The sequence below is a fragment of the Streptomyces sp. CA-249302 genome, from assembly GCF_050936785.1.
Lineage (GTDB): Bacteria > Actinomycetota > Actinomycetes > Streptomycetales > Streptomycetaceae > Streptomyces.
On the sequence record NZ_JBNJMG010000001.1, the window covers coordinates 3,390,770 to 3,416,324 of the forward strand.

Here is a 25,555-nt window from a genome sequence, read left to right on the forward strand (position 1 = left end):
TGGGCTATCCGTTGTGTGCTTCGAGCTCGGTAGCCAGCGTCTGTCGGGTGGCCGCCCACGATGCCAGGAGCGCCAGATTGTCTGCGGTCGGCGTGCCCGCGGGTGCGGTGTAGACGGTGAGGTGCAGGCCGGGTTCGGCGGGCAGTTCCATGGACTCGACGTCCAAGTCGAGCCGGCCCACGATGGGATGGTGCACCCGCTTGCGTCCGGACCGGTGCAGCCGCACGTCCTGAGATGCCCACCGCTGCCGGAACAGCTCACTGCACGTCGACAGTTCGCCGACCAGGGCGATCAACTCCTCGTCGTGCGGATTGCGGCCGGCTTCCATGCGTAGCTTCGCGGCCGCGTCACCGGCGATGTGGTCGTAGTCGACAAAGAAGTCTTGGGCCGCCTCGGGAGCCAGATAGACGAACCGCGCCGTGTTCGCGGGCCGCCGTGGATCGGCCAGCACCGGTGAAAACAGCGCGCGGGCGAGTTGATTCATGGCGAGCACGTCATAACGTCCGTTGCAGATCCAGGCCGGCGCATCGGAGATGGCGTCGAGCACCTGCTTCAGTGTCGAGCGCACCGTCACGGCAGGCCTGCGCCGACGTGGGCCGCCGGGCGCCCCGGATTGGCGCGCGAGGTGGAACAGGTGGTCGCGCTCGGCCTCGTCGAGTTGCAGGGCAGAGGCCAACGCGTCGAGCACGCCGTCGGAGGCACCGGCGAGGCTGCCACGCTCCATACGCACGTAGTAGTCGACTGATACCCCCGCCAGTAGCGCTACCTCCTCTCGGCGCAGACCTTTGACCCGACGGTTGCCGCCGTAAGCGGGCAGGCCCGCCTGCTCGGGTGTGATGCGGGCGCGACGCGAGCTGAGAAACTCCCGGATATCGGTGCGTGGATCCATCGAGGTCATCCCCTCACCGTAAGCCCGTCCCGCAGTCCGAGGGAGGCACTGCTGTTACCTCCCACGACTGCGTTGAGACCCGACTCGGAGGTGTTCGCGAGGGGCCGTCGGCCGTCGCCAAGGCCTCGCGCCGACGCCTAGGTACCTGATGCGGTTGTCGCGATGCCGCCGTCTACCGGGATGATGGCGCCCGTGAGGTAGGACGCGGCCCGGCTGGCGAGAAACACGGCGGTACCCGCCATGTCGTCGTCGCGGCCGAGCCGGCGCAGAGGGGCCTTCGCCGCGATCATGTCGCCGATGGCATCGAGCGTGGACGCCATCATCTGCGACGGGAACGGTCCCGGTGCCACCGCGTTCACCGTGACGTGCTGTGGGCCCAGTTCTCTGCCAAGCACCCTCGTGAGTTGATGGAGTGCCGCTTTGCTGCCGGCGTACGAGTAGTTGGGCGAGTCGGCGACGTGGATGGCGGCGATACTGCCGATGTTGATGATCCGCGCGGGATCATCGGCGGTGCCCGCCTTGCGAAGTGCGGGGAGCAACGCCTGCACCAGCCAGAAAGGCGACTTGAGGTTGAGGTCGATCACTTCGTCCCAGGCCTCGTCCGGGAACGTCGCCAACGGCTCGCGCCACATCGCTCCCGCGTTGTTGACGAGGATGTCCAGGCGCTCCGAGTCGACCGTGACAAGATCAGCGAGGCGCCGACACTCGTCGTGCCTGGACAGGTCGGCGGGGATTGCTTGAACGTCGCCGAATTCGGACAGCAGATGCTGTGCCTCCGCGCACGCGTCCGCCTTGCGTGAGCTGATGACGACGCGAGCGCCCGCCTGGAGAAGGCCGCGCGCTATCATCAATCCAATTCCCCGGGTGCCGCCAGTGACAAGGGCGTACTTCCCACTCAGATCGAAAAGTTCTTTGTGAGTGGCGAATTGACCGTCCACCATTGGTCTCCGTCTCTTCTGTCGTGGAGAAATGCGCAACCAGGTTGACAGGGGTTTTGGACGTCTGGGAGACCCTGGTGACACAGGTACTGCGAGAGCCACCCTTGCCTGGCGCGCCGACCGGCGCCGACGTGATGACCTTCGCCGTGGCTCATAATCCGTCGCCTTTGAGAGTGAAGGATGTTTTTGCCCGAAGAGAACCTAGTTTGACCGTGGCCAAGTATGTGCCGGCGTCGACCGAAAGGGCGGAGTCGTGCCGGCATGTCTCCTTGGACAGAGACAGCCTGTCCCACTTCAGCGTTACCGTGACCTGCGGGTCCAAGGTGGCCCATCGGTTGTCGTGATAGCCGTTGCACCAGGATGAGGACCATTCAGTGGATGCCCATTCACCGGTTGAGTCAATCGACATCGAGAGCGCGGTGCGGGCCAGATTCACGCGACACGGCAGATCGACCTCGTCATGCCGGATGCTCACGCTGATCTTCACCTGCTCGGCACCGACATACGTGTCGCGCTCCGAGCGCGCCTCGATCGCGAGTCGTTCGCTTTCGCAGGTTTCGAGCCTCATGGTCTGGCGCGTGTTGAGCTTGATTTTCCCCACGTCGGACACAGCGTCTTTCACTTGGTGTTCGCCGGCACTCGCACTGACCGAAGCACTGCTCTCCCCGCCCTCGCCTGACCGAACCAAACCGGTATGAGGGCCGAGCCAGTAGACGATGGGACCTGCTACGACGATCGTCATCACGAGGCTTAGGGCTGCATCACGCAGCTGGGCTCTTCTTGAGCTTCGCCGGCGTGGAGACGGCGATGAGGAAAACGCCATGCCCTCCTCAGCAGAGACTGAGTCCGGTAGGGGAAGGACATGGTTTGCGATGTGGCTGTCCGACGCTTTCGGGCGTTGCCGACTCTCAACCCTCCACCGGTTATGGAGCAGGCTTATGCTGTGCCCGGCATTGCGTGCCCGCTGTTGCGGAACGGGACGGGACTTGGCGGCCAACTCCTGCCGCACGTGCCAATAGAGGGCGTCTGCCGTGATGGGGTCAGAAGCTGTGGGAATTCCACGGACGAGAGCCTCGATGATCTCACCGGTGAATGCGGTGTACTTCTCGTCGGGCGGAGCCAGTGCCTGCTTCGTCTCGGCTGCCGCGGTCATGAGATACGTGCCGTCGATGGCAGCCTGCTGGGCGACTTCGCCCTCTTCTCCCATGTGTCCGAGCAATGCGCGTCCGCTGTAACAGCAGTCCAGGATCACCACCTTCCGAGTCGCTCGGCACGCATTGATCAAGCGCCGGATCTCGTCATAGGCGACGGCCCGGTACAACCGCTGGGTGTCAGAGTCGGGCAGGCCGAGGTGGAGGTCTCCGGAAGGCGAGAGCAGACCGTGCCCCGCAAAGTAGAACAGGAACGAGTCCTGAGCGGCCGTCGCCGCTTCATGGACGGCGTCCAGCAACTGCTGGGGGGAACGCGGGTTCAGGACGAGGGTGTATTGCTCGGCTCCCACCCCCCACAGGTCGCCCGCCCGGAGCAGTGCCGCAAGAGCCTTTACCGTAGGGGCGACCGATGGCAGCGGGGCCAACGATGTGTAGTGGTCGACGCCGACAATGACCACACGTGACTTTGCGGGTGGTGACATGCTCAGGCCGTTTCACCCGTCGTGCGGCTCTGTCGGCCAGGGGTCTCTGTACCAGTGCGCCGGGAGGACCGATCCTCCAGCAACGTCACGATGGCCCGGAGAGTTTCGGCTGAGTCGTCCGCGACAGCGAGTGAAGCGTCCCCGACTCGGATCACCACGGTAGGGGCATCCGGGCGCGCTGCACGCCACGAAGCGTACGACAGGGCTAAGTTCAGAGCGGTGAACCCCTGCCCTACGACCAGGTTGATGATCTCGACGGCTCCCATCGCCCCGTCGGCCGGGACGGACGGAGCGAGAGTGACTGCCGCGTAGTTGGCTACGTCCAGATCTTCCCGTAACCACCGGAACAGGTCTCGCAGAGGTTCATCGTCGCCCACGACTACATCGATACAGACCGGCACAGTCCACCCCCATGCGACTCATCCATACGATAGCCATGCAATAGAGGCCTTCATGCGGAAACCAGGGTGTTCGGCAACGCGAGTGCGTCGGCGCTTCGTCGAGCAGAGCCATCGCCTCGCGTAGGGGAGGCCTCCGCCGCAGCCATGAGCGACCTTCCCCAGCCCGCTGCGGACGCGTACACGTTTCCCCTTGTCCGGCAAGGAACTTGACGTTCCGTCACTTTACCCAACTGACAGCCTGTCGACAGAAACCGCTCTTAGCCTGCCGTGTCCATGACAGACACTCCGGAAGCAACCCCGACCCAGATCGGGCGTCGTACCGTGCTCATCGCCACCGGCGTCACGGCCGCAGGGCTCGCCGTGGCCGCCGCCGCGCCCGGCAGCACTCCCACCGCTGTCGACACTGCCGACACCGCGCCCGTCGCCGCGGCAGCCGTCTGCACGCTCACCAAGGAGATGACCGAAGGCCCCTACTACCTCGACGGAGCGCTCGTCCGCTCCGACATCACCGAGAGCAAGCCGGGCATCCCGCTCAAGCTCGCACTCACCGTCGTGAACTCCGCCTGCACCGTCATCCCCAACGCGCTGGTGGAGATCTGGCACTGCGACGCCCTCGGCGAGTACTCCGGCTACGTCGGCAACAACGGCCACAACGAGGCCGACGACGGCACCTTCCTGCGCGGCGGAGTACTGACGAACTCCTCCGGCGTCGCCAACATCACCACGATCTACCCCGGTTGGTACCGCGGCCGGTGCATCCACATCCACGTCAAGGTGCACACCGGCGTCACGCTCACCTCCGACGGCTCGTTCACCGGCGGCACCGAACTCCACACCGGGCAGCTCTTCTTCGACGAGTCGATCACCACCAAGGTCGCCGCGATCTCGCCGTACTCGACGAACACGGTCACCCGCACCACGCTCTCCCAGGACTCCATCTACGACGGCGGCGGCGCCTCCTCCGGCCTGCTCACCCTGACGGCCCTGGGCAGTTCGACCTCCTCCGGCTACACCGGCACGCTCACGCTCGGCGTCTCCCAGAGCTGAGCCCCTCAGGGGTGGCCCGCGCGCGCCACGGGCCACCCCCTTGTGCACCTGTCTCAGGAAGCCGGGCAGTCCTTCCACGCCAGGTGGTACACCGTGCTGATGTCACCGTCCGTCGAGTCCATGGTCATGAAGCTGACCTTGCCCGGGTTCGCGGTGCCCGCGTTCACTCTCAGCTCGGTGTTGATGTTGAAGTTGCGCTGAACTCCACAGGGCGCCCAGACCAGTTGGGCCCAGTCGGTGGAGTCGGTGGCCTGCCAGTCGTCGTTGTACGAGCCGTTGAACGGGTGGCTCTTGGGCACCGTCGTCGAGGAGCCCTGGAAGTAGTACGACGCCTTCTGCGTGGCGCTCGCCCCCGGCTGGAGCGAGAGGAAGCCCCGGTAGTCGGCGCTGGCGATGGCGTAGGTGAAGCCCTGCGGGACGTGCACGATCAGGTTGAGCTGGCAGTTCTTGCGGAAGGCCGTCGGGTCGGAGTTGCCGCCGGCCTGAGCGAGGTACTGGCTGTACGTCACCGTGAAGGCCGTGTTGTCGGGGGACACGGCGACGGCCGCGGTGCCCTGGGGGCAGCCGGAGCCGTTCACCGTCGCCACGTCGATGACGATCTTGTCCGGGGGCGGGTTGTCGAACACGGGGGACGAGGCTTGCGCGGGTAGCGCTGTGGTGAGCAGGGCGGCGACGCCGCCGCTCAGCAGGAGTCCACGGATCATGGTCTCTCCGGTTCTGTGAGTGGGGGGTGGCACACCCCGGCCTTCACGGAACCTTTGGAGAAACAGTGGGGTTCCTGTGAAGGACCGAGGCGATCCGCATCGTAGGAAGACGCACACGAAGCGGTCAGGGCGAACTCAAGCCATTCACAGGTGTGGATTTCACATGCTGAGCCCGTGTCCGAACTCTGTTGAAATAAGCGGCCGTTGACGGGTGCATCCCCAGGGCATTCACAGCCGCACATTAAGGAATCCTTCAGGTTCGCCCCTAACTTCCCTGCCCATGACGGGAAACAACGAGCACGACGAGCAGCAGAACGAACAACCCACCCAGCAGCCCGCCCGGCACCGCCGGGACAAGGGCGTCCAGCGCCGGCGCGTCCTCATCGGCGGCGGCACCGTGGCCGTGGCGGGCGGTCTCATGTACGCCGGCCTCGCCTCGGCCGACACGGTCACCTCGACCACCGACTCGGCCACCGACACGACCGTGTCCACCGAGGCCTCCGCCTCCACCGGCGTCTGCACCCTGAACGCCGAGGTCACCGAGGGGCCGTACTCCCTCGAAGGGGCCCTGGTCCGCGAGGACATCAGGGAGGACAAGGAAGGAGTGGAGGTCCAGTACACCTTCACCGTGGTCGACCAGGCCAACGACTGCGCGCCGCTCGCCGACGCGCTGGTCGAGATCTGGCACTGCGACTCGCTCGGGGAGTACTCCGGCTTCGTCGGGGGCAACGGCCACACCGAGGAGGACGACGGCACGTTCCTGCGCGGCGGCCAGATGACCGACTCCAACGGCCAGGTCAACATCACGTCCATCTGGCCGGGGCACTACGTCTCGCGCGCGGTGCACGTCCATATGCGGGTGCACACGGACGTGACGCTCACCGACGACTCGTACACCGGCGGCGAGATCATCCACACCGGTCAGCTCTTCTTCGACCCGGACATCAACACCGAGGTCCAGGCGAGCTCGCCGTACTCCGACAACACCACGACCGAGACGTCCCTCGACGACGACACCATCTACGACGACGGCGGTGCCTCCTCCGGCCTGCTCACCCTGACCGCGCTGGGCTCCAGCGTGTCCGACGGCTACACGGCCACCCTCACCGTGGGCGTCAGCACCTCCTGATCAGGCGCTGACGGGCTGCCGCTCGTCGGCGGGCTCGACCTCCGCGGCCTTCTCCTGACGGTGGGCGCGGATCGAGTACGCCAGGGCGGCGGCCCACACGGCGTAGAGGAGGACGTATACGGAGGTGGCGACCGCTCCGGACACGTCGAGCCAGTCACCGCCGAGCAGCGTGCGGGCGTTGAGCAGGACGATGAGGCCGCCGACCGTCGAGCCCAGGATGCGCGGGGCCACGAAGCGGGCCAGCCAGGCGGCGACCGGGGCGATGACCATGCCGCCGATGAGGAACGCGAGCACCCACGACCAGTTCACGCCGTCCGAGCCGAGCGAGAAGAGGAAGCCCAGGCTCGCGGCGACCGCCACCAGCGCCTTGCTCGCGTCGACCGAACCGACCACCTTGCGCGGCTCAAGGCGTCCGCTGGCCAGCAGGGCCGGGGTGCCGATGAGCCCCCAGCCGCCCCCGCCGGTGGCGCCCAGGAACCCGGCGACCAGCCCGACCGGCACCAGGAACCGCTTGCCCAGCGGCCGGTCCAGCTTCCCCTTGGGCACGCCGCGCACCGTGAAGCGGTAGGTGACATAGAGGCCGAGGGCGAGCAGGATCACCGCCATCACCGGCTCCGCGAGCGCGGTGGACATGTTGGACAGCAGGGTCGCCCCGATGAACGCGCCCACCGCACCCGGGACGCCGATCCGGGCCACGACCTTCCAGTCGACGTTCCCGAAGCGCGCGTGCGAGGCGCCGGACACCAGGCCGGTGCCGATCTGCGCGAAGTGGACGATGGCCGAGGCGGCGGCCGGGGTGGTACCCATGGCCAGCAGCAGCACCGTCGAGATCACGCCGTGCGCCATGCCGAGGCTGCCGTCCACGAGCTGGGCACCCAGGCCCGCGAGGGCGAGCAGGATCAGCGTGCGCATGTGGTGGTCCCGTCCGTGTCGCCGAGTTCGGTCCGCCGTCCCGGGCCGCCGACTTCGGTTTCCTGGTTTTCCCACCGGAGAGGTAGGGATGAACGGGAGGTGACGTTAGGGGGTCAAGCTGAGGAGAGCCTGAGACGGGGATGAGGAAATCGGCTACGGGTTCTCCCAGGCCGCCGGCTCCGCCGCCAGCTCCCGGACCGGTTCCGGCAGGGCGTCCGACGCGATGTCGGCGATGGTGACGCCCTCCAGGATGCGGCGGACGTTGGCGCGCAGGGCGATCCACAGGGGCAGGAGCGGTTGCGCCGAGCCGGTGTACTCGAGGCCCGTCGGCCGTTCGCCCCGTACCGACACGATCGGGCCGTCCACCGCGCGGATGACGTCCGCGACGGTGATCTTCGCCGCCTCCCGCGCCAGCCGGTAGCCCCCGCCCCCGCCCCGCCGGCTGTCGACGATCCCGCCGCGCCGCAGATCGCCGAGGATCCCCTCCAGGAACTTGTGCGGGATGTCCTGCTCGGCGGCGATGGCCTCAGCCTTCACCGGTCCGCCGTCCTGCCGAACGGCGAGCTCAAGAACCGCCCGTACCGCGTAATCCGCCCGTGCCGAGATCCTCATACCACCATTGTGGCGGCTCCACCTGTACACAATGACCTAGATCCTGGCGAAGTCGCCTGCGGTTCGGCAGCGCTCTGAAGGGGCGCGGGGCTGTATCGATTGGCGGCTTCGCCGCGTGGGCGCGACCAGCCACGACGGCTCTGCAGACGAAAGTCGGCACATCGCGGCCCCGCGGCGAAGCCGCATGTCAACACAGCCAGCGGAGCGCTTGGCACGCACCGCCGACCGACCGGCACGACGGGAGGGTCCCTTGGGGCTCAGCAGACGTACCTTCAGCGCCCTCGCCGGAACCACGGCACTCGGGCTGGCGCTCGGCGGGAGCGGGGCCGCGACCTGCGCCTATGCCGCGCCGACCGTGCCGACGGGCCCCGCGCCCGCGCCGCCGGGCGCGGACGGCAAGCGGCACACCATCGGCTTCGACCGGTACTCGCTCGTCGTCGACGGCAGGCGGCTGGTGCTGTGGTCGGGCGAGATGCACCCGTTCCGGCTGCCGAGCCCCTCACTGTGGCGGGACGTGCTCCAGAAGATGCGCGCCCACGGCTACAACGCGGTCAGCATCTACGTGTCGTGGAACTACCACTCCCCCGCGCCGGGGACCTACGACTTCACCGGCATCCGCGACCTGGACCTCTTCCTGCGGATGGCGAGCGAGACGGGGATCTACGTCATCCTCCGCCCCGGCCCCTACATCAACGCGGAGATCGACGGCGGCGGCTTCCCCGGCTGGCTGACGGCCACCAAGGGCACGGCACGGACCTCGGACCCGACCTATCTGAAGTACGTCGACGAGTGGCTCGACCAGGTGAACGCCATCGCCCGCCGGCATCTGTACACCGACGGCGGCGGCACGATCCTGCTCTACCAGATCGAGAACGAGTACGACTCCCACGTCACCGAGCCGGCCGGGCGGGACTACATGGCCCACCTGTACAAGAAGGTGCGGGCCGACGGGATCGACGTACCGCTGTTCCACAACGACAAGGGCAGGAACGGGTTCTGGATCCCGGGGGCCTTCGACACCGGTGGGGAGGAGGGGGGTTGGCTGTACGGGTTCGACGGGTATCCGTCGCCGACGCTCGCGCCGCCCGACTGGGGGCACTTCGGGGTGGGTGGGGTGAAGGGCGGGGCTACGGCAAGTCCCCAAACCCCCGGGTTCGTACCGGAGTTCGGCGGGGGCTGGTTCGATCCCTGGGGCGGGGTCTGGTTCAAGGGGAAGGGGTATGCCGAGTCACGGCGGCAGCGGGACGCCGCCTACGAACGGCGCTTCTACCTCACCAACTTCGCCAACGGCATCACCCTGCACAGCGTCTACATGACCTTCGGCGGCACCTCCTGGGGCTGGCTGCCCGCGCCGGTCGTGTACACCTCGTACGACTACGGGGCGGCCATCGACGAGGGACGGCAGGCCACGGAGAAGCTCGTGCCGATGCACCAGCTCGGTCATCTGCTGCACCACGTACCGGACTTCGCGAAACTGGATCGCGCCGCCGACGTCAAGGCGGACGGGCTGAAGGTGTACCACCTGGCCAACCCGGACACCGGCGCCCAAGTCTACGTCGTGCGCAACGACGGCAAGCAGCCGGTCACTTCGGCCGTGCCCGGCATCGACGCGCCCGTCACCGTCCCGGCGCAGGACGCGCGGCTGCTCGCCGCCGGGGTCAGGTTGGGCAGGCGCAAGGTGCGTTGGTCCAACGCCCAGCCCATGCTGGCGCTCACCGCCGGGCGCCAGGAGATCGCCGTGCTCACCGGACGTCCGGGCGAGGCGACGGTGACCGCGCTGGAGTGCGCGACGCGGCCGACAGTGACCGTGGTGGAGGGGGACGCCGAGTACTCGTACGCGGACGGGCTGCTCCGGATCGAAGCCCAACTGGGCGGACTTACGCGGGTGTTGGTGTCCGGCGGCGGGGTCGGCACCCCGCTGCTGCTGCTCCTCGCGGACGACGAGACGTCCGTACGACTGTGGCCGCACGAGACGCCGTCCGGCCCGGTGCTGGTGTACGGGCCCGCCCTGCTGCGGACCGCCGCGGTCAGTGGTACGGCGGTGAAGCTAACCGGGGACACCGTGCGGGCCGCGGAGCTGGAGGTGTGGGGGCCGCGCGGGCTGCGTGAAGTGTCGTGGAACGGGAGAGAGTTGAAGGTGCGGACCTCGGCGTCGGGGAGTCTGCGGGCCGCGCAGTCCCTGCCGGGGGTCGGGGCTGTCACCCTTCCCGCGCTGCGTGCCGGGTGGCGGCGGAAGACCGAGAACCCGGAAGCCGCGCTCGGCTACGACGACTCCACCTGGAAGGCCGCCGACCGGACCACCACCTACAGCACCACCCCCGTCCCCGACGGACAGCCCGTCCTCTTCGCCGACGACTACGGCTTCCACTACGGCGACGTCTGGTACCGCGGGCACCTCACGGAGGCGCTCGGCGCGGAGTCCGTGTCCCTCGCCTACAGCACGGGCACCCAGGGGCTGCTGATGGCCTGGCTGGACGGTCGGGCGCTGGGCACGCACCGGATGCCGGTGCCGGACAACAGCAGTGTGCGGCAAGGGAGTTGGGCCGCCACCGCGGCGTTCGACGTACCCCAGGGACTGCGTGCGGACGGGCCGCGGGTGCTGTCCGTGCTGGTGCGGCGGATGCAGCACGACCAGGACGGCAAGGCGCAGGACACCCACAAGGTGGCGCGCGGGCTGACCGCGGTCACCTTCGCTGGGGCCACCCCGAAGGTGACCTGGCGGATCCAGGGCGAGGCGGCGCCCGACCCCGTGCGCGGGCCGCAGAACAACGGCGGGCTGTACGGCGAGCGGCACGGCTGGCATCTGCCGGACCACGCCGACGGCGGCTGGCAGACGGCCGAACTGCCACGGGCGGACCGGCGGCAGGGGGTGACCTGGTACCGGACGAGCTTCAAGCTCGCCGTGGACGCGGGCATCGACGCCTCGATCGGGCTCGTCCTCGACGACGACCCGGCCCGCGCGTACCGCGTCCAGATCTTCCTGAACGGCTGGAACATGGGCCAGTACATCAACGACGTGGGTCCGCAGCACACCTTCGCGCTCCCGAACGGGATCCTCCGCACACGTGGCACCAACACACTCGCCCTGGCGGTCCTGTCCGACGGGACCACACCGGCGGGGCCGTCGGACGTGCGGCTGACGCTGCTGGGGGCGGCGGCGGGAGGGGTGCCGGTCACCGCCGTATGACCTGCGGTATGGCCTGAAAAGGGCGTCCGCGCGCATTGCCTTCTGCTGCGGGCTGGTTCACGGTGTTGGCTCCGCGGCCCGCTCCAGGGGGAGGCAATCTCGTGCGAAGACGGCGATTCATCAGCGGATTAGTCGGTTCCGGGGCCGGGCTGGGCCTGGCCTCGGCGAGTGCGGGCGCGTCGGCCTCGGACGGCCCGTCCCAAGCGGCCACGGCCACGGCCGCGTCCGCGAGCGGCGTCCGCTCGGCCACCGCCGGGGAGCCGCACGAGTGGCAGGCCGTGACCGCCCCGGACTGTCTGCCCGCCGCCCAGTTGCTCGGCGTGGCGGCCGCCTCCCCCGACCTCGCCTGGGCCGTCGGCGAGGAGGGGCGCAACGGCGGCACCCGCGGCTACCCGCTCGCCCTCCTCTGGGACGGCCGGAACTGGACCCAGCTGGACATCGACCGCCTGGGCTTCAACGGCTACCTGCGCTCCGTCGCCGCCTCCGCCACCGGCGCCTGGACCGTCGGCGCCGACCAGTACGGCACCGCCCACCTGCTCTCCTGGGACGGCACGACCTGGCGGGAGACCGACTTCCCCGGCCGGGGCGCGAGCGGCACCTCGCTGACCGGTGTCGCGGTGGCCCCGGACGGCGACCTCTGGCTCTCCGGCCGCAACTCGGACGGCTCCGTCCTGCTGCACGCCCACGGCACGGAGCTGACCTGGCAGCCGACGCCCCCGAGCGCGCCCACGATCGCCCCGTCGGGCGTCCGTGTGACCCGCTCCGGGGAGGTCTGGGTCTACGACAGCGCGCTCATCGCCCGCTGGGACGGGGAGAGTTGGACCGAACTGCCCGTCCCCGCCGGCCTCCGCCCCAACGTCACGGACCTCCTCCCGGTCGCCGCCGACGACATCTGGCTCACCGGCTACGACTACGGAGTCGGCGGCCCGCCCGGCAAACCCCCGAGCGTCACCCTCCGCCACTGGGACGGCGACGCCTGGAACACCGTCACCGCCCCGTTCACCGTCGGCACGCTCACCGCGATCGTCGACGACGGCCAGGGCGGCCCCGACCGCATCGCGGGCTGGGACTTCTGGGACCAGACCCGCGCGCACCACCTCCGGTGGGAGGCCGGCACCTGGGTGAGCGAGCGCGGCGCGACCGCCACAACTCCCGTACTGACCACGGCACTTGCCGCGATCCCCGGCACGGGCGGCTACTGGGCCGTAGGCACGACGTCCTCGTCCCCGTACCCGCCCGCGCAGGCGCACATCGAGCGATGACCGTCCGCCGAAAGCCGTCTATGCCAGCCGGATCACGTTCCACGACAGCGGTTCGAGTACGGCGGTGAGGGTGCCGTCCGTCAGCGCGGTGCCCTCGGCGGCGTGCGGGGCGACCCGCTCGGGGTCGTCGAGGGTGTTGCGGGCGTCGGGATCGGCGTCGGCGAGGACGCTGTGCTCGACGACGGACGTCAGGTCGAGGCCGTTCAGGGCGACTTCGAGCGGCAGCGCCTCCGTCCGGCTGCGGTTGACGGCGAAGACGGTGACGGTGCCGTCCTCGGCGCGCACGGCGGTGGCGTGCAGCAGGTCGGCCTCGCCGTACTTCTTCGTCTCGTACGTCGGTGAGTCCACCCGGACGTCGAGGACCTCGCCGCGGCCGTACCGCGAGGCCTGGGCGAAGGGGAAGAAGGTCGTCTGGCGCCAGGCGGGGCCGCCGGGCTCGGTCATGATCGGGGCGATGACGTTGACGAGCTGGGCGAGGCAGGCCACCGTGACGCGGTCGGCGTGCCGCAGCAGTGCGACGAGGAGCGAGCCGAAGACGACCGCGTCCATGACGCTGTAGTTGTCCTCCAGGAGCCGCGGGGCCTCCGCCCAGTCCCGCGCGCCGGAGTTCTCGATCTCGTGCCACTGCGAGATGTACCAGACGTTCCACTCGTCGAAGGAGAGGTTGATCTTCTTCTTCGACTTCAGCTTGGCGCCGATGTGGTCGGCGGTGGCGACCACGTTCTCGATGAAGGACTCCATGTCGACGGCGGAGGCGAGGAAGGAGTCGACGTCGCCGTCCTCGGGCTGGTAGTAGGCGTGCAGGGAGATGTGGTCGACGAGGTCGTAGGTCTCCTCCAGGACCGTCGCCTCCCACGCGGCGAAGGTCGGCATGGACTGGCTGGAGGAGCCGCACGCGACGAGTTCGACGTCCGGGTCGATCTGGCGCATGGCGCGGGCCGTCTCGGCGGCCACGCGGCCGTACTCCTCGGCGGTCTTGTGGCCGGTCTGCCAGGGGCCGTCCATCTCGTTGCCGAGGCACCACAGCTTGATGCCGAAGGGGTCCTTGTCGCCGTGCGCGACCCGGAGGTCGGACAGGGCGGTGCCGGCGGGGTGGTTGGCGTACTCCTGGAGTTCGAGGGCCTCGGCGACGCCCCGGGTACCGAGGTTGACGGCCATCATGGGCTCGGCCTGGGGGCCGACCTTCTTCAGGAAGGCGATGTACTCGGAGAGGCCGAAGCGGTTGGTCTCCGTGGAGCGCCAGGCCAGGTCGAGACGGCGGGGGCGGTCCTCGGCGGGGCCGACGGAGTCCTCCCACTTGTAGCCGGAGACGAAGTTGCCGCCGGGGTAGCGGATGGCGGTGACGCCGAGCTCACGGACGAGTCCGAGGACGTCCTGCCGGATGCCGTCCTCGTCGGCGGTGGGGTGGCCCGGCTCGAAGACGCCCGTGTACACACAGCGGCCGAGGTGTTCGACGAAGGATCCGAAGAGACGGGGGTTGACCTCGCCGACGGTGAAGGCGGGGTCGAGGGTGAAGCGGGCGGTGGTGCTCATGGGGACCTTTCGAAAACGGGATTACTTGACAACAGGCCAGTCATGCACCCAACCAAGCCGGTTCAGGCCCAGCTTCGGGGTGCCGTTGTCGGTTGCGTCGTAGTAGTGGTACGCCAGCCAGTCCTGGCCGTGCGTGCGGAAGACCGACTCGCCGCCCGTGCCGACGTAGCGACCGTGGCCGGCGAGCAGGAGGTCGCCGCCGCCTTCCAGGAGGGGCTTGCCGGTGCTGTCCTCGTAGGGGCCCGTCACCTTTGTCGAGCGGCCCACCCTGATCTTGTACGTGGAGTTCACTCCCGCACAACAGGCGTCGTAGGAGGCGAGGAGGTAGTAGTAGCGGCCGTGCTTGACGATGTACGGCCCTTCGACCGCGTACGGGGCGTCCGGGCGGGTGGCGAGGTGGGCGACCGTCGCTCCGGGGATCGCCTTGCCCGTGCGCGGGTCCAGCTCGACCATGCGGATGCCGGTCCAGTACGAGCCGAACGCCATCCACAGGCGGCCGTCGGCCCGGATGATCGCGGGGTCGATGGCGTTCCAGGTGTCCATCGTCTCCGAGGTGAACGCCTTGCCGTGGTCGGTCCAGGTGCCGGGGAGGCCGGTCGGGGAGGTGGCCACGCCGATCGCGGAGTGGTTGGTGCCCCAGGACGAGACGGCGTAGTAAAGCCAGTAGCGGCCGTTGCGGTAGGAGATGTCCGGTGCCCAGGGATCGCCGGTGGCGTTGTACTCGTACCACCAACTCGGCGGCGTGGCGAAGGCGTTGCCCGCGTCGTCCCACTGCCGCAGGTCCTTCGACGTGCGGGCGCCGATGATGCCGCCGGTCGAATAGGCGACATAGCCACCGGACTTGAGGTGGACGACGGTCGGGTCGTGGATGATCTGCTGGCCGGTGATGGGGAGTGGGTCGGGGTAACTCTCGGCCGCCTGGGCCGCGTTGGGGAGGAAGGCCAGGAAGGCGGCGACCGTCACGGCCGTAAGCGCTCTGCGGATTCTCACTGTCCCGCCAATCCCGTGTGAGCGACACCCGCCACGATCTGGCGCTGGAAGAAGACGAAGACGACGATCAGCGGGAGGCCCGCCATCAGGCCGCCGGCCATGAGCTGGGCCCACTGGATGCCGTAGGAGTTCATGACGGTCGCGATGCCGTTCGGCATGGTCATCAGGTCGGGGTTGTTGGTCACCATGTAGGGCCACAGGAAGTTGTTCCACGAGGCGATGAAGGTGAAGATGCCGACCGCGGCGAGGGAGGGGCGGGAGAGCGGGAGGACGATCGTGAAGAAGACGCGCCAGCGGCCCGCGCCGTCGATGAAGGCGGCCTCCTCCAGTTCGTGCGGGATGCCCTGGAAGAACTTGTAGAGGATGTAGACCATCGCGGCGGGCGCGCACTGGGGCAGGATCATGCCCCAGTAGGTGTCGACCATGCCCATCTGCTGCACGGTGGTGAAGAGGGGGACGCCGAGGACCGCAGGGGAGACCATCAGGCCCGACATCACGACGCCCATCAGGGCCTTCTTGCCGCGGAACTCGGTGCGGGCGAAGCCGTATCCGGCGAGGGCCGCGACGGTCAGCACGATGGCGGTCACCAGGACCGAGACGACCAGCGAGTTGATGAACCAGTCGCCGATGTTCCCGGTCGACCACAGCGCCCGCCAGGCCTGGGTCGTGAACGTCCTCGGCAGCCAGTGCGGCGGGATCTCGGCCGCCTCCGCCTCGGACTTGAGCGAGGTGAAAAGGGCCGCGGCGATCGGCGCCACGAACACGGCGGAGACGGCGACGCCGAGCAGCGTGAGGACGATCTGAGTCGGCGTCCAGGGCTTGCGGGGCCTCTCCTTGCGGACACGGGGCCGTACGGCGGTGGTCATCGGGCGCCGCCCTCCTCACGGTTGCGCAGCAGCCACATCCGGGCCAGGGCGACGACTGCGATGATCACGAAGAAGATGATGGACATCGCGGAGGCGTAGCCCACGCGGTAGCTGGTGAAGCCCTGTTCGAGGGTGTACTGCACGAACGGCCGGGTGCTGTTCTCCGGCCCGGTGCCGAAGTCGAACATCACCACCGCCTGGTCGAAGAGCTGGAGCGAGGCGAGGACCTGGAGGGCGATCACCAGGCCGGTGATGTTGCGCAGCATCGGCAGGGTGACGTGGAGCATGCGGTGCCAGGCGTTCGCGCCGTCGAGCTTGGCGGCCTCGTAGAGGTGGGCGGGGATGCCCTGGAGGGCTGCGAGGTAGAGCAGGAAGCTGAAGCCGACCGTCCACCACAGGGTCTCGATGACGATGGCGATCATGGCGTACGACTTGTCGGTCAGCCAGGGCGTCTGGATGCCGAGGGTCTCGTTGAAGAGGCCGATGCCCTGGGTGAACAGCCACTGCCACATGTTGCCCGCGACCGTGGAGGGGAGGAGGAAGGGCGCGAAGAAGCACAGGCGCCACAGCCACTTACCGCGCTCGATGTTGTGGGCGAGCATCGCGAGGAGGAAGGCGAGGACGGTGATGCAGGGCACGACGAGGAGGGTGAAGTACGCGCTGTGGCCGAGCGCGTCCCACATCATCGGGTCGTGCAGCGCCTCGCGGTAGTTGTCGAGGCCGATGAAGCTCGCGCCCTCGCCGGAGATGTTGGCGTCGGTGAAGCTGAGGTAGACGCCGCGCAGCAGCGGCCAGATCACGAACAGCACGAAGAGGAGCAGGAAGGGGGCGATGAACCAACCGCCGTGCTGGAAGCCCTGTTTGCGGCGGACGGCCGCGGTGGCCGTGGCGGTCCGCACCCGCGGCGATACGACGACGGTCTCGGCGTTGGCCGTCATGCGACGGCACCTCCCTGCGCGGCGGTCTTCCCGTCCATGGGGTTCTTCGAGGCGAGGAGCCTGACGAGCTGGTTCTTCATCTTCCGCGCGACCGAGGCCGGCCCCGCGGAGCCCATGGTGGAGGAGACGACCAGCGGGCCGAGGTCCTGGGCGAGGATGCCGGTGGAGCCCGCGAACCACACCTTCGGCTCGGTGGCCTGGTGGTCCATGGCGGAGACGTACTCGTTCTGCGGCTGGAGCTTCTTGTACGCGGCCGTGGACAGGGTCGGTGTGTACGCCGGGATGTGGCCGCCGGCGGCCCACTGGAGGGCGTGCCGGACGACGTAGGCGGCGAGTTCGTGCGCGGCCTCGTTGGTGGCGCCGCCGCGGCCCGTCTGGTGCGGGAGGACGAAGGAGTGCGACTCGGCGTGGGTGGCCTGTCTGCCGAAGACGGGCGGCAGCGGGGTCGCGCCGTAGTCGAGCTTGGCGGCGGAGAAGACCGGCACCGACCAGTTGCCCTCCCAGGTGAAGGGGGCGCCGTTGATGAACTGCTCGCCGGTGGGCGCGCCCGGGACGACGTACCCGTCGGTGACGTGCTGCCGGAAGAACTCCAGTACCTGGGTGGCCTTGTCGGTGTCGAAGAGGACCTGGGTGCGGGCGTCGTCGAACCACTGGCCGCCGAGCTGGGTGTAGAAGGCGACGAAGAACCACCACTGGAAGTTCTGGTCGTTGGTCCACAGACCGATCGTCTGCAGGCCCTTCTTCTGGGCCTGCTTGGCCTTCTTCAGGACGTCGAACCACTCGGTGGTGGAGGTCACCGGGATCATCCGGCCGTCGTCGCCGAGCAGCCCCGCCTTCTTCAGCACGTCCTTGCGGTAGAAGCAGAGCTGTACGTGGATGTCGAGCGGGAGGGCGTACAACTTGCCGTCGATGACCCCGCGTTGCCACAGCGCGGGGTTGTAGTCCGACTCCCGCACGCCGTACTCGGCGAGCAGGTCGACGTCCCAGGGGTCGAGAAGGCGGCCCGGCGAGAAGCCCGCGACCCGGCCCATGTGCATGACGCCGAGTTCGGGGGCGCGGTTGCCGGCGGCGGCCATGGCGAGCTTGGTGTAGAAGGGGCTGCCCCACTGGAGGGTGGAGTCCTTCACCGCGATGTCGGGGTGCTCCTTGCGGAAGGAGTCCAGCATCGCGATCATGTTCGATCCGTCGCCGCCGCTGAAGAGGTTCCAGTACCGCACCCGGGTGCGGGCCGTGGAGGCGAGCGCGTCGGCACCGGTGCCCAGCGCGGCGAAGCCGAGGCTGCCGGCGACGAGGAGCCCGCCGAGCCCGCCCAGCACGTGCCTGCGATTCAGGTCAGGTCGTCCCATGCCCTGCCCTATCTGTTCGATATATCGAATCATGCCCGTGGCTTCGAACGGGACCGTAGATAGGAAGCGCTTGCTAGTCAATGGTTTACGCAGGCCTTTCCAGCCACGGAGGTCGTTCTCGGTTGAACGACGGCGTAGTCTCGGGCAGCCTGCTGTGCGGCGGCGGAAGGGGGAGCGAGCGATGGACATCGCGGGCGCGCGGAGGAAGGCGGCCCGGATCGCCGGGGCGCTGCGGCGCTCGCGAAGAGTGTCCGGAATGCGGGAGCTGACCGCGGGCCTCGTATCCGCGGTGCGGGCCAGACCGCGGCCGCCTGCCGACGCGCGGGAGCTGGGCCGGGCGCTGTGCGAGGAGATGAGCGTACGGCGTGGTGGTCGGCCCGTGGAGCTGCGCTTCGAGCGGTTCCCGGACGAGATCGAGGTGACCGGGCTCTGGGTGGAGTTCCAGGACTTCGACCTGGTCATCGTCGAGGAGCGGGCCGAGACGGTGCAGCAACTGGTCATCCTGGGCCACGAGTTGTGGCATCTGCACGCCGGGCACAGCCACCATCACGTGGCCGGGGCGGCACTGGCGGACCGGCGGGAATGGTCCGACATGGCGTTGTCCGTGGCCGCGCGGGACGGCTCCCGGGTTGCCGACGAGGCGGAGGCCGACGACTTCGGGCACCGGCTCGCCGCCGCGTTCCGGCCGCTGCTGAGCGGGCGGGACAGTGACGCGCCGCTCACGCCGCTGAGCCGCTCGCTGGGCTATCGCGGGCGCGGGAGTTCGGCGCGGTGAGCGCTGGGACGGTCGCCGCGGGCCCGACGGCGGTGGGCTCGGTGACCGCGGCTCTCGGCCAACTCGCGTGGTCGCCCGCGGGGTTCGTCAACGAGTTCTACCCGTCCTTCTGGTGGATCCCGGCCGGGGTCCTGATCGCCGCGCTGGCGATCAAGCTGCCGACGATCGTCCGGCTGTGGAGCGATCCACTGCTGCGGGCCGTGGGCGGCGTACTGCTGGTCGCCTGTGCGGTGTTCGTGTTCGTGGCGCCGTCGACGATCGCGCGGGTCAACCGGATCACGGGCGTGCCCAACATCTCGGCGCCCTGGGTGTATTCACTGCTGACGGCGTTCTGCGGCTCGTGTCTGCTGCTGATCATCGCCTGGCGCAACGGGCTGTCCGACCGCTCCGCCGCGACGGTCCGCGCCGTACGGTGGGTGGTGGCCGGGTCCCTCGGGGTGATCGCCGCGCTGTGGGTGCTGTTCGCGCTCGCCGACGCGCCGGTGGAACGACTGCGGGACCTCGACACGTACTACGCCAACACGCCGTACATGCGCGAGATGATCGTGCTGTACCTGGTCGCGCAGGCCGTCGCCACGGTGATCACCTCGGCGCTGATCTGGAACTGGATGCGCACGGACGGGCTGGACGCGTGGCTGCGCTGGGGACTGAAGTTCCTGGGCGTCGGATACGCCGCCCAACTCTCCTTCTACGCCGTGAAGTTGCCGGCGGTCGTGGCCCGCTGGACCGGCCACCGCCTGGACTGGCTGAGCACGGGCGTGGCACCGCCGCTGGCGTGTCTGTCGGCCATCATGATCGCCGTCGGCTTCATCCTTCCGCACGCCGGACAGTACCTGCACGACCGCTGGCGCATCCGGCTGGCGTACCGGCGGCTGCGACCGCTGTATCTGCTGATGCGGAGTGTCAACGGGGGTGGGGTCTCCTTCGTCCTGCGGGCCACGCCCGAGTTGCGGCTGATCCGGCGGGAGACGTTCGTCCGGGACGTGCTGCTTCCGCTGGCCCGGCATGTGGACGAGGGGAGGCGGCAGCGGTTGTACGAGGTTGCGGTGGCCCTTCGGCATGAGCCGGGGCGGGCGATGGCGTTGGCGTGGGCTGTGGTTGTGCAGGACGCGGTGGCGGGGCGGGCGTCGGGGTCGGGGGGCGTCGAGGGTGGGCCAGAGCCTGATACGACGGATTTGTTGCGGGAGATCGGGGCGGTGTCCGATGCTCTGCGGCGGCCGGAGGAGTTGGCGGCGGTGCGGGCGGGGGTCGGCGCGTTTCGGGGTGCCTCGACCGGTAGTTGAGCGGCTGCGGGTGCGTTGTGGCTGGTCGCGCCCACGCGGCGGAGCCGCATATCGATACAGACCCGCGCCCCTGAAGGGGCGCGGGTGTACCGCTTCTTAACCGGTGAACGCCGTCTGTGCCAGGCCCTTTCCGGCTCCGGGTACGACCAAGAGCGAACCCGCCACGGGGTGCGGAGCCGTGAGCCCCACCCTCGCTGTCGTGATGTACAGGTCGGTCAAGTCCGGGCCGCCGAAGGCGCAGGCGGTGATGCGAGGTGTGGGCAGGTCGATCTGTCGGTCCAGCTCGCCGTCGGGGGTGTAGCGGCGTACCGCGCTGCCGTCCCACAGGGCCACCCAGACACAGCCGTCGGCGTCCACCGTCAGGCCGTCGGGGAAGCCTGAGTCCACCTCGATCCGGGCGAAACGGCGGCGGTCCGAGATCTGGCCGTTTTCGTGATGGAAGACGTCGATCTGGCGTGTCGGCGAGTCGACGTAGTACATCAGACTCCCGTCGGGGCTCCACCCCGTGCCGTTGCTGACGGCGACGTCGTCGAGGACCAGCTCGACCGTGCCGTCCCCGGTGATCCGGGAGAGGGTGCCGCCGGCCGGGGCCTCGTCGTAGCGCATGGTGCCGGCCCAGAGGGAGCCGTCGGGGGCCACGGCGGCGTCGTTGGCGCGGCGGCCGGGGACGGGGTCGTGGTGCAGCCAGCGGAAGGTGTCGTCGGGGTCGACGAGGGCGACGCCGTCGCGGAGGTTCAGGACGAGGCCGCCGCCGGCCCGCGGCTTGGCGGCGCCGACGTGCTGGTCGGTGACCCGGACCGTGCGCTGCCCGGAGACGGGGTCGTAGGTGTGGACCCGCCCGCCGAGGATGTCGATCCAGATCAGGTGCCCGGCGTCCGCGTCCCAGGTCGGGCCCTCCCCGAGGGTGGCCTCGGCGCGCACGGCCACCTCGTACGCCGTCATCCGACGGTCCGGTGGCCGAGGCGCTCCGACAGCTCCACTGCGCCCTTGGCTGCGAGCTGCTCCAGCTCGACGCGGCGCTCGTCGCTCCAGCGGATCATGGGCACGGAGATGGAGAGGGCGGCGACGACCTGCCCGGTACGGTCGCGGACCGGCGCGGCGACGCAGCTGACGTCGGGGTTGGACTCCCGGCTCTCCACCGCGAGGCCGCGCTGCCGGATCTCGGCGAGGGCCTCGCGCAGGGCGGCCGGGTCGGTGATGCTGTTCGGGGTCATCGCGACCAGATCGGCATCGTCCGGGATGCGCGAGCTGAGTTCCGGCGCCGGAAGGGAGGCCAGCAGCATCTTGCCGACGGACGTGCAGTGGGCCGGCAGCCGGCGCCCGGCGGCCGACACCATGCGCACCGCGTGGGTCGAGTCGACCTTGGCGATGTAGATGACGTCGGTGCCTTCGAGGATCGCCACGTGCACGGTCTCGTCGCAGGTCTCGGCGACGGACCGGGCGACCTGCTGCCCCTCGGCGGCGAGGTCCAGCTGCTCGGCGTACCGGCTGCCGAGCTGGTACGGCCGTACCCCCAGCCGGTACCGTCCCGGCTGACCCGGGACCTGGACGATGTACGACCGGGCGGCGAGCGTGGTGACCAGCTCGTGCACGGTGGTGCGCGGCAGCTGGAGCCTGCGCACTATGTCGGGGGCGGAGAGAGTCCCGTCCCCGTCGAGGAAGAGCTCGAGAATGTCGAGAGCCCGGGTCACGGCAGGTACGAGGCGTCCCACAACCGGCCCCCTCCCTTGATTATCAGAGTGTCTGCGTTCGAAATTTCAACAGACGATCGGCATGACGAACACAGGCTAGCGACAGCGCGTTTGCCCGGGCAATGGTTCTGCGCAGACCACCTCCCACGCCCTGTGGTACTACTGTCGCTCATGTGCGACACGTCACATCATGTCGCACACCGGGCGGCCAGGACGGGAGGGGTCCGCGGCACCCGGCGGTGATGGGGGGGTTCCATGCGCGACATGCAAGAAATGCATGAAATGACCAAGGGCTCGAACGTCTCACTGTCGGCCCTGAGCGAGAACGCCGGTTCGGTGATCGTCGGCCTGGGCTGGGCCAGCCCGAGCGGCGAGGGCGACGCGGATGTGTCCGTCTTACTTCTGGACACCGACGGCAAGGTGCGCAGCGACGCGGACTTCTACTTCTACAACAACCCGGTGGCCGCCGACGGCAGCGTGCAACTGCTCGGCAAGACGCCGACGGAGGACGGCAACGAGGACCGCATCGGCTTCGACCTGACGGCGGTCCCGGCGGAGGTCGAACGGATCGTCGTGGCGGCGAGCCGGTACGAGGGGGCCCGCTTCGGCGAGCTGGAGGACCTCCGGGTGACCCTGGCCGACGCGGCCGGCGAACACCTGCTGCGCTTCGCCATCGACGACGCGGGTCCGGTCAGCGCGATCATCTTCGGGGAGCTGTACCGGCGTGCGGAGGAGTGGAAGTTCCGGGCGGTGGGGCAGGGATACGACTCCGGGCTGGCCGGGCTGGCGACGGACTTCGGGGTCGATATCGACGACGACGTGGAGGGGGACGGCGAGCAGCCGGAGACGGCCGTCGCCGTCGAGTCCCTTCCGCAGGCGGCGCTGGAAGCCATCCCGGCTCCGCGCAGGCCGGACGACGAGACCGGGGCCGCGCCGAAGAAGCCTGCCGCCCGGCCTCGTACGGCGAAGCAGAAGGTCACTCTCCCCAAGGCGGCCAGGAAGTCGCTGGCGGACAACGAGTCGTGGCGGGTGGCCAGGCTGTTCCCGGTGTCGGTGCTCAAGAGCGACCGGGACCGGGAGACGCGCGCGACCTCGGTGCTGCTGTCGGTGATGGCGCAGGTGCCGGAGTTCGGCCGGCGGCTCACCGCGGGGTTCGGGGCGCCGGCGGGGCGGATGGAGACGTTCACCGAGGTCTCGCTGCCGCACGGCGACACACCCCGGCGCCCCGACGGAGTCGTCCGCGTCGAACGCGCCGGCAAGCTGTGGACGGCCCTGGTCGAGACGAAGACCAACGGCAACGCCCTCAAGCCGGACCAGGTGCAGGCGTACATGGACATCGCCGCCCGCCGTGGCTACGAGGCCGTCATCACGCTGTCGAACGACGTCGCCCTGGAGGGCAGCCCGCTCGTCGGCGTCAAGGTCGACGGGCGGCGCAAGCACAAGGTGGCCCTGCGGCACCTGTCCTGGGCCGAAGTCGCGTACCAGGCACAGATGTTGATCCGCCACGAGGGCGTCGGGAACGCCGCCCACGCCTGGCTGCTCCAGGAGCTGCTGCACTATCTCCAGCACGAGAACTCGGGCTGCCACGGCTTCCAGAACATGGGCTCGTCCTGGGTGCCGGTCCGCAACGGGATCGACGACGAGACCCTGTGCCAGGGCGACCCGCGGGCGCTGGAGGTGGTGGAGAGCTGGGAGCGGCTGATCCGCCAGGTATGCCTCGGGCTCGGCGGGGAGCTCGGGCAGAAGGTGCTCCCGGTGCAGCGGGCCAAGCGGGGCACGGACCCCGGGGAGCGCCGGGCCGGCCTGGCCGACCGGCTCTGTGCCGATGGACGCCTCCAGGCGGAGCTGCGGGTCGAGGGCGCGCCCGGCCTCCTCGGCGTCACCGCCGACCTGCGAACCGGCAGACTGCGCACGTCCGTCGAGATCCCGGCGCCGGAGCAGGGCTACCCCCTGACCTGGGCCAAGCGTCTGGTCCGCCAGCTGGCCGAGGCTCCGGCGGACCTGCACGTCGAGACGCTGGTGGAAGGCGAGACGGGCGGCCCCCGCGGCACCCTGGAACGCCTCCGCCCCGAACCGGCCGACATGCTGCCGAAGGGCAACGCCACCACCCGCATCACCGGCTTCCGCCTCTCCCTCCTCAAGGGCATGGGCAACGGCCGCGGCAACGCCGAGTCCGGCTTCATCCGCAGCGTGGACGACGCCGTGCAACGCTTCTATACGACGGTGGTGGTGCACCTCGACGGCACGTCGCGACGGACTGCGGCCAAGCAGCGCACCACGGCCGGCTGAGTCACCCGGCTTCCCTTCCGACCCGGACGTGCCCGACTCTGGTCCCCGGATGCCGCCACTTCGGTCGGCCGGACATGATCGGAGTACGCGTGGACGTCCTCGTGACCGGAGGCAGTGGATTCGTCGGTTGTCATCTGGTGGGGCGGTTGCTGGAGCGTGGGTATCGCGTGCGGACCACCGTGCGGAGTACCGGAAATGCCGTGAAGGTGCGGCCTCTCAAGGAGCTTCAGGACCGTCACCCCGGGCAACTGGAGCTCTTCGAGGCCGACTTGCTTCGCGATGGCGCCTTCGACGAGGCCATGAAGGGGTGCGAGGTCGTGTTTCATGTCGCCTCGCCCTTTCTCATGCCGGAGAAGATCAAGGACGGGCAACGGGACGTCGTCGAGCCCGCGTTGAACGGGACTCGGAACGTCGTGGGGAGTATCGAGCGGACCCCGTCCGTGCGGAGGCTCGTGTTCACGTCCACCGTCGGGGCGATCTTCGGCGACTATGTCGACGTGTTCGACATGGAGGGGCGGGTGTTGAGGGAGGGGTACTTCAACACCAGCAGCACCGTGGAGAACAACCCGTATCACTACGCCAAGACCGTTGCGGAGCAAGCCGCTTGGGAGGCCGAGAAGGGGCAGGAGCGGTGGCGGATGGTCGCCGTCAATCCGGGGCTCGTGCTCGGGCCCTCCCTCACGCCCGCCTCCGAGTCCGGGAGTCTGTTCCTCCTCGACGAGCTCTTCAAGGGGTACTTCTTCTACGGCGCCCCCGACTTCAGCTTCACCACCGTCGATGTACGGGATGTCGCCGACGCCCACATCGCCGCCGCCGAGAAGGACGACGCCCAGGGGCGTTACATCCTCGCCGCCGAGCGGATGTCCTCCTTCCACGACATGGCCGGGATCATTCGGGCGCGGTATCCGAAGGAGCGGCGGATACCGCGAACTCGGCTGCCCCACTGGCCCGTTCGCGTCCTCGGCCCCCTCTTCGGGCTCACCCAGGACTACATCCGCAAGCACCTCGGCATCCGCTTCGAGGTCGACAACAGCCGCAGCGTGCGGGAGTTGGGGATCAGCTACCGGCCCATCGAGGAGACCGTCCTCGATCACTACGAGGCATGGCGTCGGCAGCGCGCATGACCAGCC

Annotated in this window: 22 protein-coding genes; 8 read left to right on the forward strand and 14 right to left on the reverse strand. The window is 69.1% G+C overall.

What is annotated here, in order from left to right; genetic code table 11:
• Window positions 1–4: 4 nt before the first annotated feature.
• The 4 genes from ACQEWB_RS15275 to ACQEWB_RS15290 all read right to left on the reverse strand — a co-directional run bounded on the left by ACQEWB_RS15275 (window position 5) and on the right by ACQEWB_RS15290 (window position 3,861).
• Window positions 5–898 carry a helix-turn-helix transcriptional regulator gene (locus ACQEWB_RS15275; protein ID WP_432831132.1) on the reverse strand — a complete coding sequence of 298 codons (894 nt, stop codon included), beginning with the start codon at window positions 896–898 and terminating at the stop codon, window positions 5–7.
• A gap of 128 nt (window positions 899–1,026) precedes the next feature.
• Window positions 1,027–1,830, reverse strand: coding sequence for an SDR family oxidoreductase (locus ACQEWB_RS15280; RefSeq protein ID WP_432831134.1), 804 nt, complete (start codon window positions 1,828–1,830; stop codon window positions 1,027–1,029).
• A 148-nt stretch (window positions 1,831–1,978) separates the two neighbouring features.
• Window positions 1,979–3,436, reverse strand: a complete 1,458-nt coding sequence (locus tag ACQEWB_RS15285; RefSeq protein ID WP_432831136.1) for a caspase family protein — start codon at window positions 3,434–3,436, stop codon at window positions 1,979–1,981.
• Window positions 3,437–3,462: 26 nt separating this feature from the next.
• Window positions 3,463–3,861, reverse strand: a complete 399-nt coding sequence (locus ACQEWB_RS15290) for an effector-associated constant component EACC1 (RefSeq protein ID WP_432831138.1) — start codon at window positions 3,859–3,861, stop codon at window positions 3,463–3,465.
• Window positions 3,862–4,134: 273 nt separating this feature from the next.
• On the opposite strand from ACQEWB_RS15290, the gene ACQEWB_RS15295 reads away from it, so the two are divergent.
• Window positions 4,135–4,908, forward strand: a complete 774-nt coding sequence (locus ACQEWB_RS15295; RefSeq protein WP_432831140.1) for an intradiol ring-cleavage dioxygenase — start codon at window positions 4,135–4,137, stop codon at window positions 4,906–4,908.
• Window positions 4,909–4,961: 53 nt separating this feature from the next.
• Here ACQEWB_RS15295 and ACQEWB_RS15300 read toward each other — a convergent pair whose 3' ends face one another.
• The gene (locus ACQEWB_RS15300) at window positions 4,962–5,612 is read right to left on the reverse strand and encodes a DUF4360 domain-containing protein (RefSeq protein WP_432831142.1); all 651 of its coding nucleotides are present in this window, start codon (window positions 5,610–5,612) and stop codon (window positions 4,962–4,964) included.
• Window positions 5,613–5,892: 280 nt separating this feature from the next.
• Here ACQEWB_RS15300 and ACQEWB_RS15305 point away from each other — a divergent pair, with 280 nt between their 5' ends.
• A complete protein-coding gene (locus tag ACQEWB_RS15305; protein WP_432831144.1) occupies window positions 5,893–6,741 on the forward strand; it encodes an intradiol ring-cleavage dioxygenase in 849 nt (282 codons plus the stop codon).
• Here the strand turns inward: ACQEWB_RS15305 and ACQEWB_RS15310 are convergent, their stop codons facing one another.
• Window positions 6,742–7,653, reverse strand: a complete 912-nt coding sequence (locus ACQEWB_RS15310; RefSeq protein WP_432831146.1) for a sulfite exporter TauE/SafE family protein — start codon at window positions 7,651–7,653, stop codon at window positions 6,742–6,744.
• Between the two features lie 153 nt (window positions 7,654–7,806).
• Window positions 7,807–8,265: an RrF2 family transcriptional regulator gene (locus ACQEWB_RS15315; RefSeq protein ID WP_432831148.1), complete on the reverse strand. Its 459-nt coding sequence runs from the start codon at window positions 8,263–8,265 to the stop codon at window positions 7,807–7,809.
• 250 nt (window positions 8,266–8,515) lie between these two features.
• Between ACQEWB_RS15315 and ACQEWB_RS15320 the strand changes: the two genes are divergently transcribed.
• Both ACQEWB_RS15320 and ACQEWB_RS15325 read left to right on the forward strand, forming a co-directional pair.
• On the forward strand, window positions 8,516–11,452 hold the full coding sequence (locus ACQEWB_RS15320) for a glycoside hydrolase family 35 protein (RefSeq protein WP_432831150.1): 2,937 nt from the start codon (window positions 8,516–8,518) through the stop codon (window positions 11,450–11,452).
• A 101-nt stretch (window positions 11,453–11,553) separates the two neighbouring features.
• Window positions 11,554–12,714, forward strand: coding sequence for a hypothetical protein (locus tag ACQEWB_RS15325; protein ID WP_432831152.1), 1,161 nt, complete (start codon window positions 11,554–11,556; stop codon window positions 12,712–12,714).
• A gap of 18 nt (window positions 12,715–12,732) precedes the next feature.
• On the opposite strand, the gene ACQEWB_RS15330 is transcribed toward ACQEWB_RS15325, so the two are convergent.
• Genes ACQEWB_RS15330 through ACQEWB_RS15350 form a run of 5 tightly spaced genes read right to left on the reverse strand, consistent with a single transcriptional unit; the run spans window position 12,733 to window position 18,387 of the window.
• The gene (locus ACQEWB_RS15330; RefSeq protein WP_432831154.1) at window positions 12,733–14,247 is read right to left on the reverse strand and encodes an alpha-N-arabinofuranosidase; all 1,515 of its coding nucleotides are present in this window, start codon (window positions 14,245–14,247) and stop codon (window positions 12,733–12,735) included.
• A gap of 21 nt (window positions 14,248–14,268) precedes the next feature.
• Entirely contained in the window at window positions 14,269–15,237 is a 969-nt protein-coding gene (locus tag ACQEWB_RS15335; RefSeq protein ID WP_432831156.1) for an arabinan endo-1,5-alpha-L-arabinosidase, read from the reverse strand.
• A complete protein-coding gene (locus tag ACQEWB_RS15340; RefSeq protein ID WP_432831158.1) occupies window positions 15,234–16,103 on the reverse strand; it encodes a carbohydrate ABC transporter permease in 870 nt (289 codons plus the stop codon). Before ACQEWB_RS15340 ends, ACQEWB_RS15335 begins: the two co-directional genes overlap by 4 nt.
• Window positions 16,100–17,041 (reverse strand): carbohydrate ABC transporter permease, encoded by a 942-nt coding sequence (locus ACQEWB_RS15345; protein WP_432831160.1) that lies wholly within the window; start codon window positions 17,039–17,041, stop codon window positions 16,100–16,102. Before ACQEWB_RS15345 ends, ACQEWB_RS15340 begins: the two co-directional genes overlap by 4 nt.
• Window positions 17,038–18,387, reverse strand: coding sequence for an extracellular solute-binding protein (locus ACQEWB_RS15350; protein WP_432831162.1), 1,350 nt, complete (start codon window positions 18,385–18,387; stop codon window positions 17,038–17,040). Before ACQEWB_RS15350 ends, ACQEWB_RS15345 begins: the two co-directional genes overlap by 4 nt.
• A gap of 181 nt (window positions 18,388–18,568) precedes the next feature.
• Between ACQEWB_RS15350 and ACQEWB_RS15355 the strand changes: the two genes are divergently transcribed.
• Both ACQEWB_RS15355 and ACQEWB_RS15360 read left to right on the forward strand, forming a co-directional pair.
• Complete coding sequence (locus ACQEWB_RS15355; RefSeq protein WP_432831164.1) at window positions 18,569–19,162, forward strand: toxin-antitoxin system, toxin component family protein; 594 nt, start codon at window positions 18,569–18,571, stop codon at window positions 19,160–19,162.
• 32 nt (window positions 19,163–19,194) lie between these two features.
• On the forward strand, window positions 19,195–20,445 hold the full coding sequence (locus tag ACQEWB_RS15360) for a DUF6545 domain-containing protein (RefSeq protein ID WP_432843825.1): 1,251 nt from the start codon (window positions 19,195–19,197) through the stop codon (window positions 20,443–20,445).
• 96 nt (window positions 20,446–20,541) lie between these two features.
• Here ACQEWB_RS15360 and ACQEWB_RS15365 read toward each other — a convergent pair whose 3' ends face one another.
• On the reverse strand, window positions 20,542–21,387 hold the full coding sequence (locus tag ACQEWB_RS15365; RefSeq protein ID WP_432831166.1) for an SMP-30/gluconolactonase/LRE family protein: 846 nt from the start codon (window positions 21,385–21,387) through the stop codon (window positions 20,542–20,544).
• Window positions 21,384–22,157 carry an IclR family transcriptional regulator gene (locus ACQEWB_RS15370; protein WP_432831168.1) on the reverse strand — a complete coding sequence of 258 codons (774 nt, stop codon included), beginning with the start codon at window positions 22,155–22,157 and terminating at the stop codon, window positions 21,384–21,386. Before ACQEWB_RS15370 ends, ACQEWB_RS15365 begins: the two co-directional genes overlap by 4 nt.
• A 252-nt stretch (window positions 22,158–22,409) precedes the next feature.
• Here ACQEWB_RS15370 and ACQEWB_RS15375 point away from each other — a divergent pair, with 252 nt between their 5' ends.
• Together ACQEWB_RS15375 and ACQEWB_RS15380 are read left to right on the forward strand one after the other, a co-directional pair.
• Window positions 22,410–24,425: a TerD family protein gene (locus ACQEWB_RS15375; RefSeq protein WP_432843827.1), complete on the forward strand. Its 2,016-nt coding sequence runs from the start codon at window positions 22,410–22,412 to the stop codon at window positions 24,423–24,425.
• Between the two features lie 74 nt (window positions 24,426–24,499).
• A complete protein-coding gene (locus ACQEWB_RS15380; RefSeq protein WP_432831170.1) occupies window positions 24,500–25,549 on the forward strand; it encodes an NAD-dependent epimerase/dehydratase family protein in 1,050 nt (349 codons plus the stop codon).
• The last annotated feature ends 6 nt before the right edge of the window (window positions 25,550–25,555 follow it).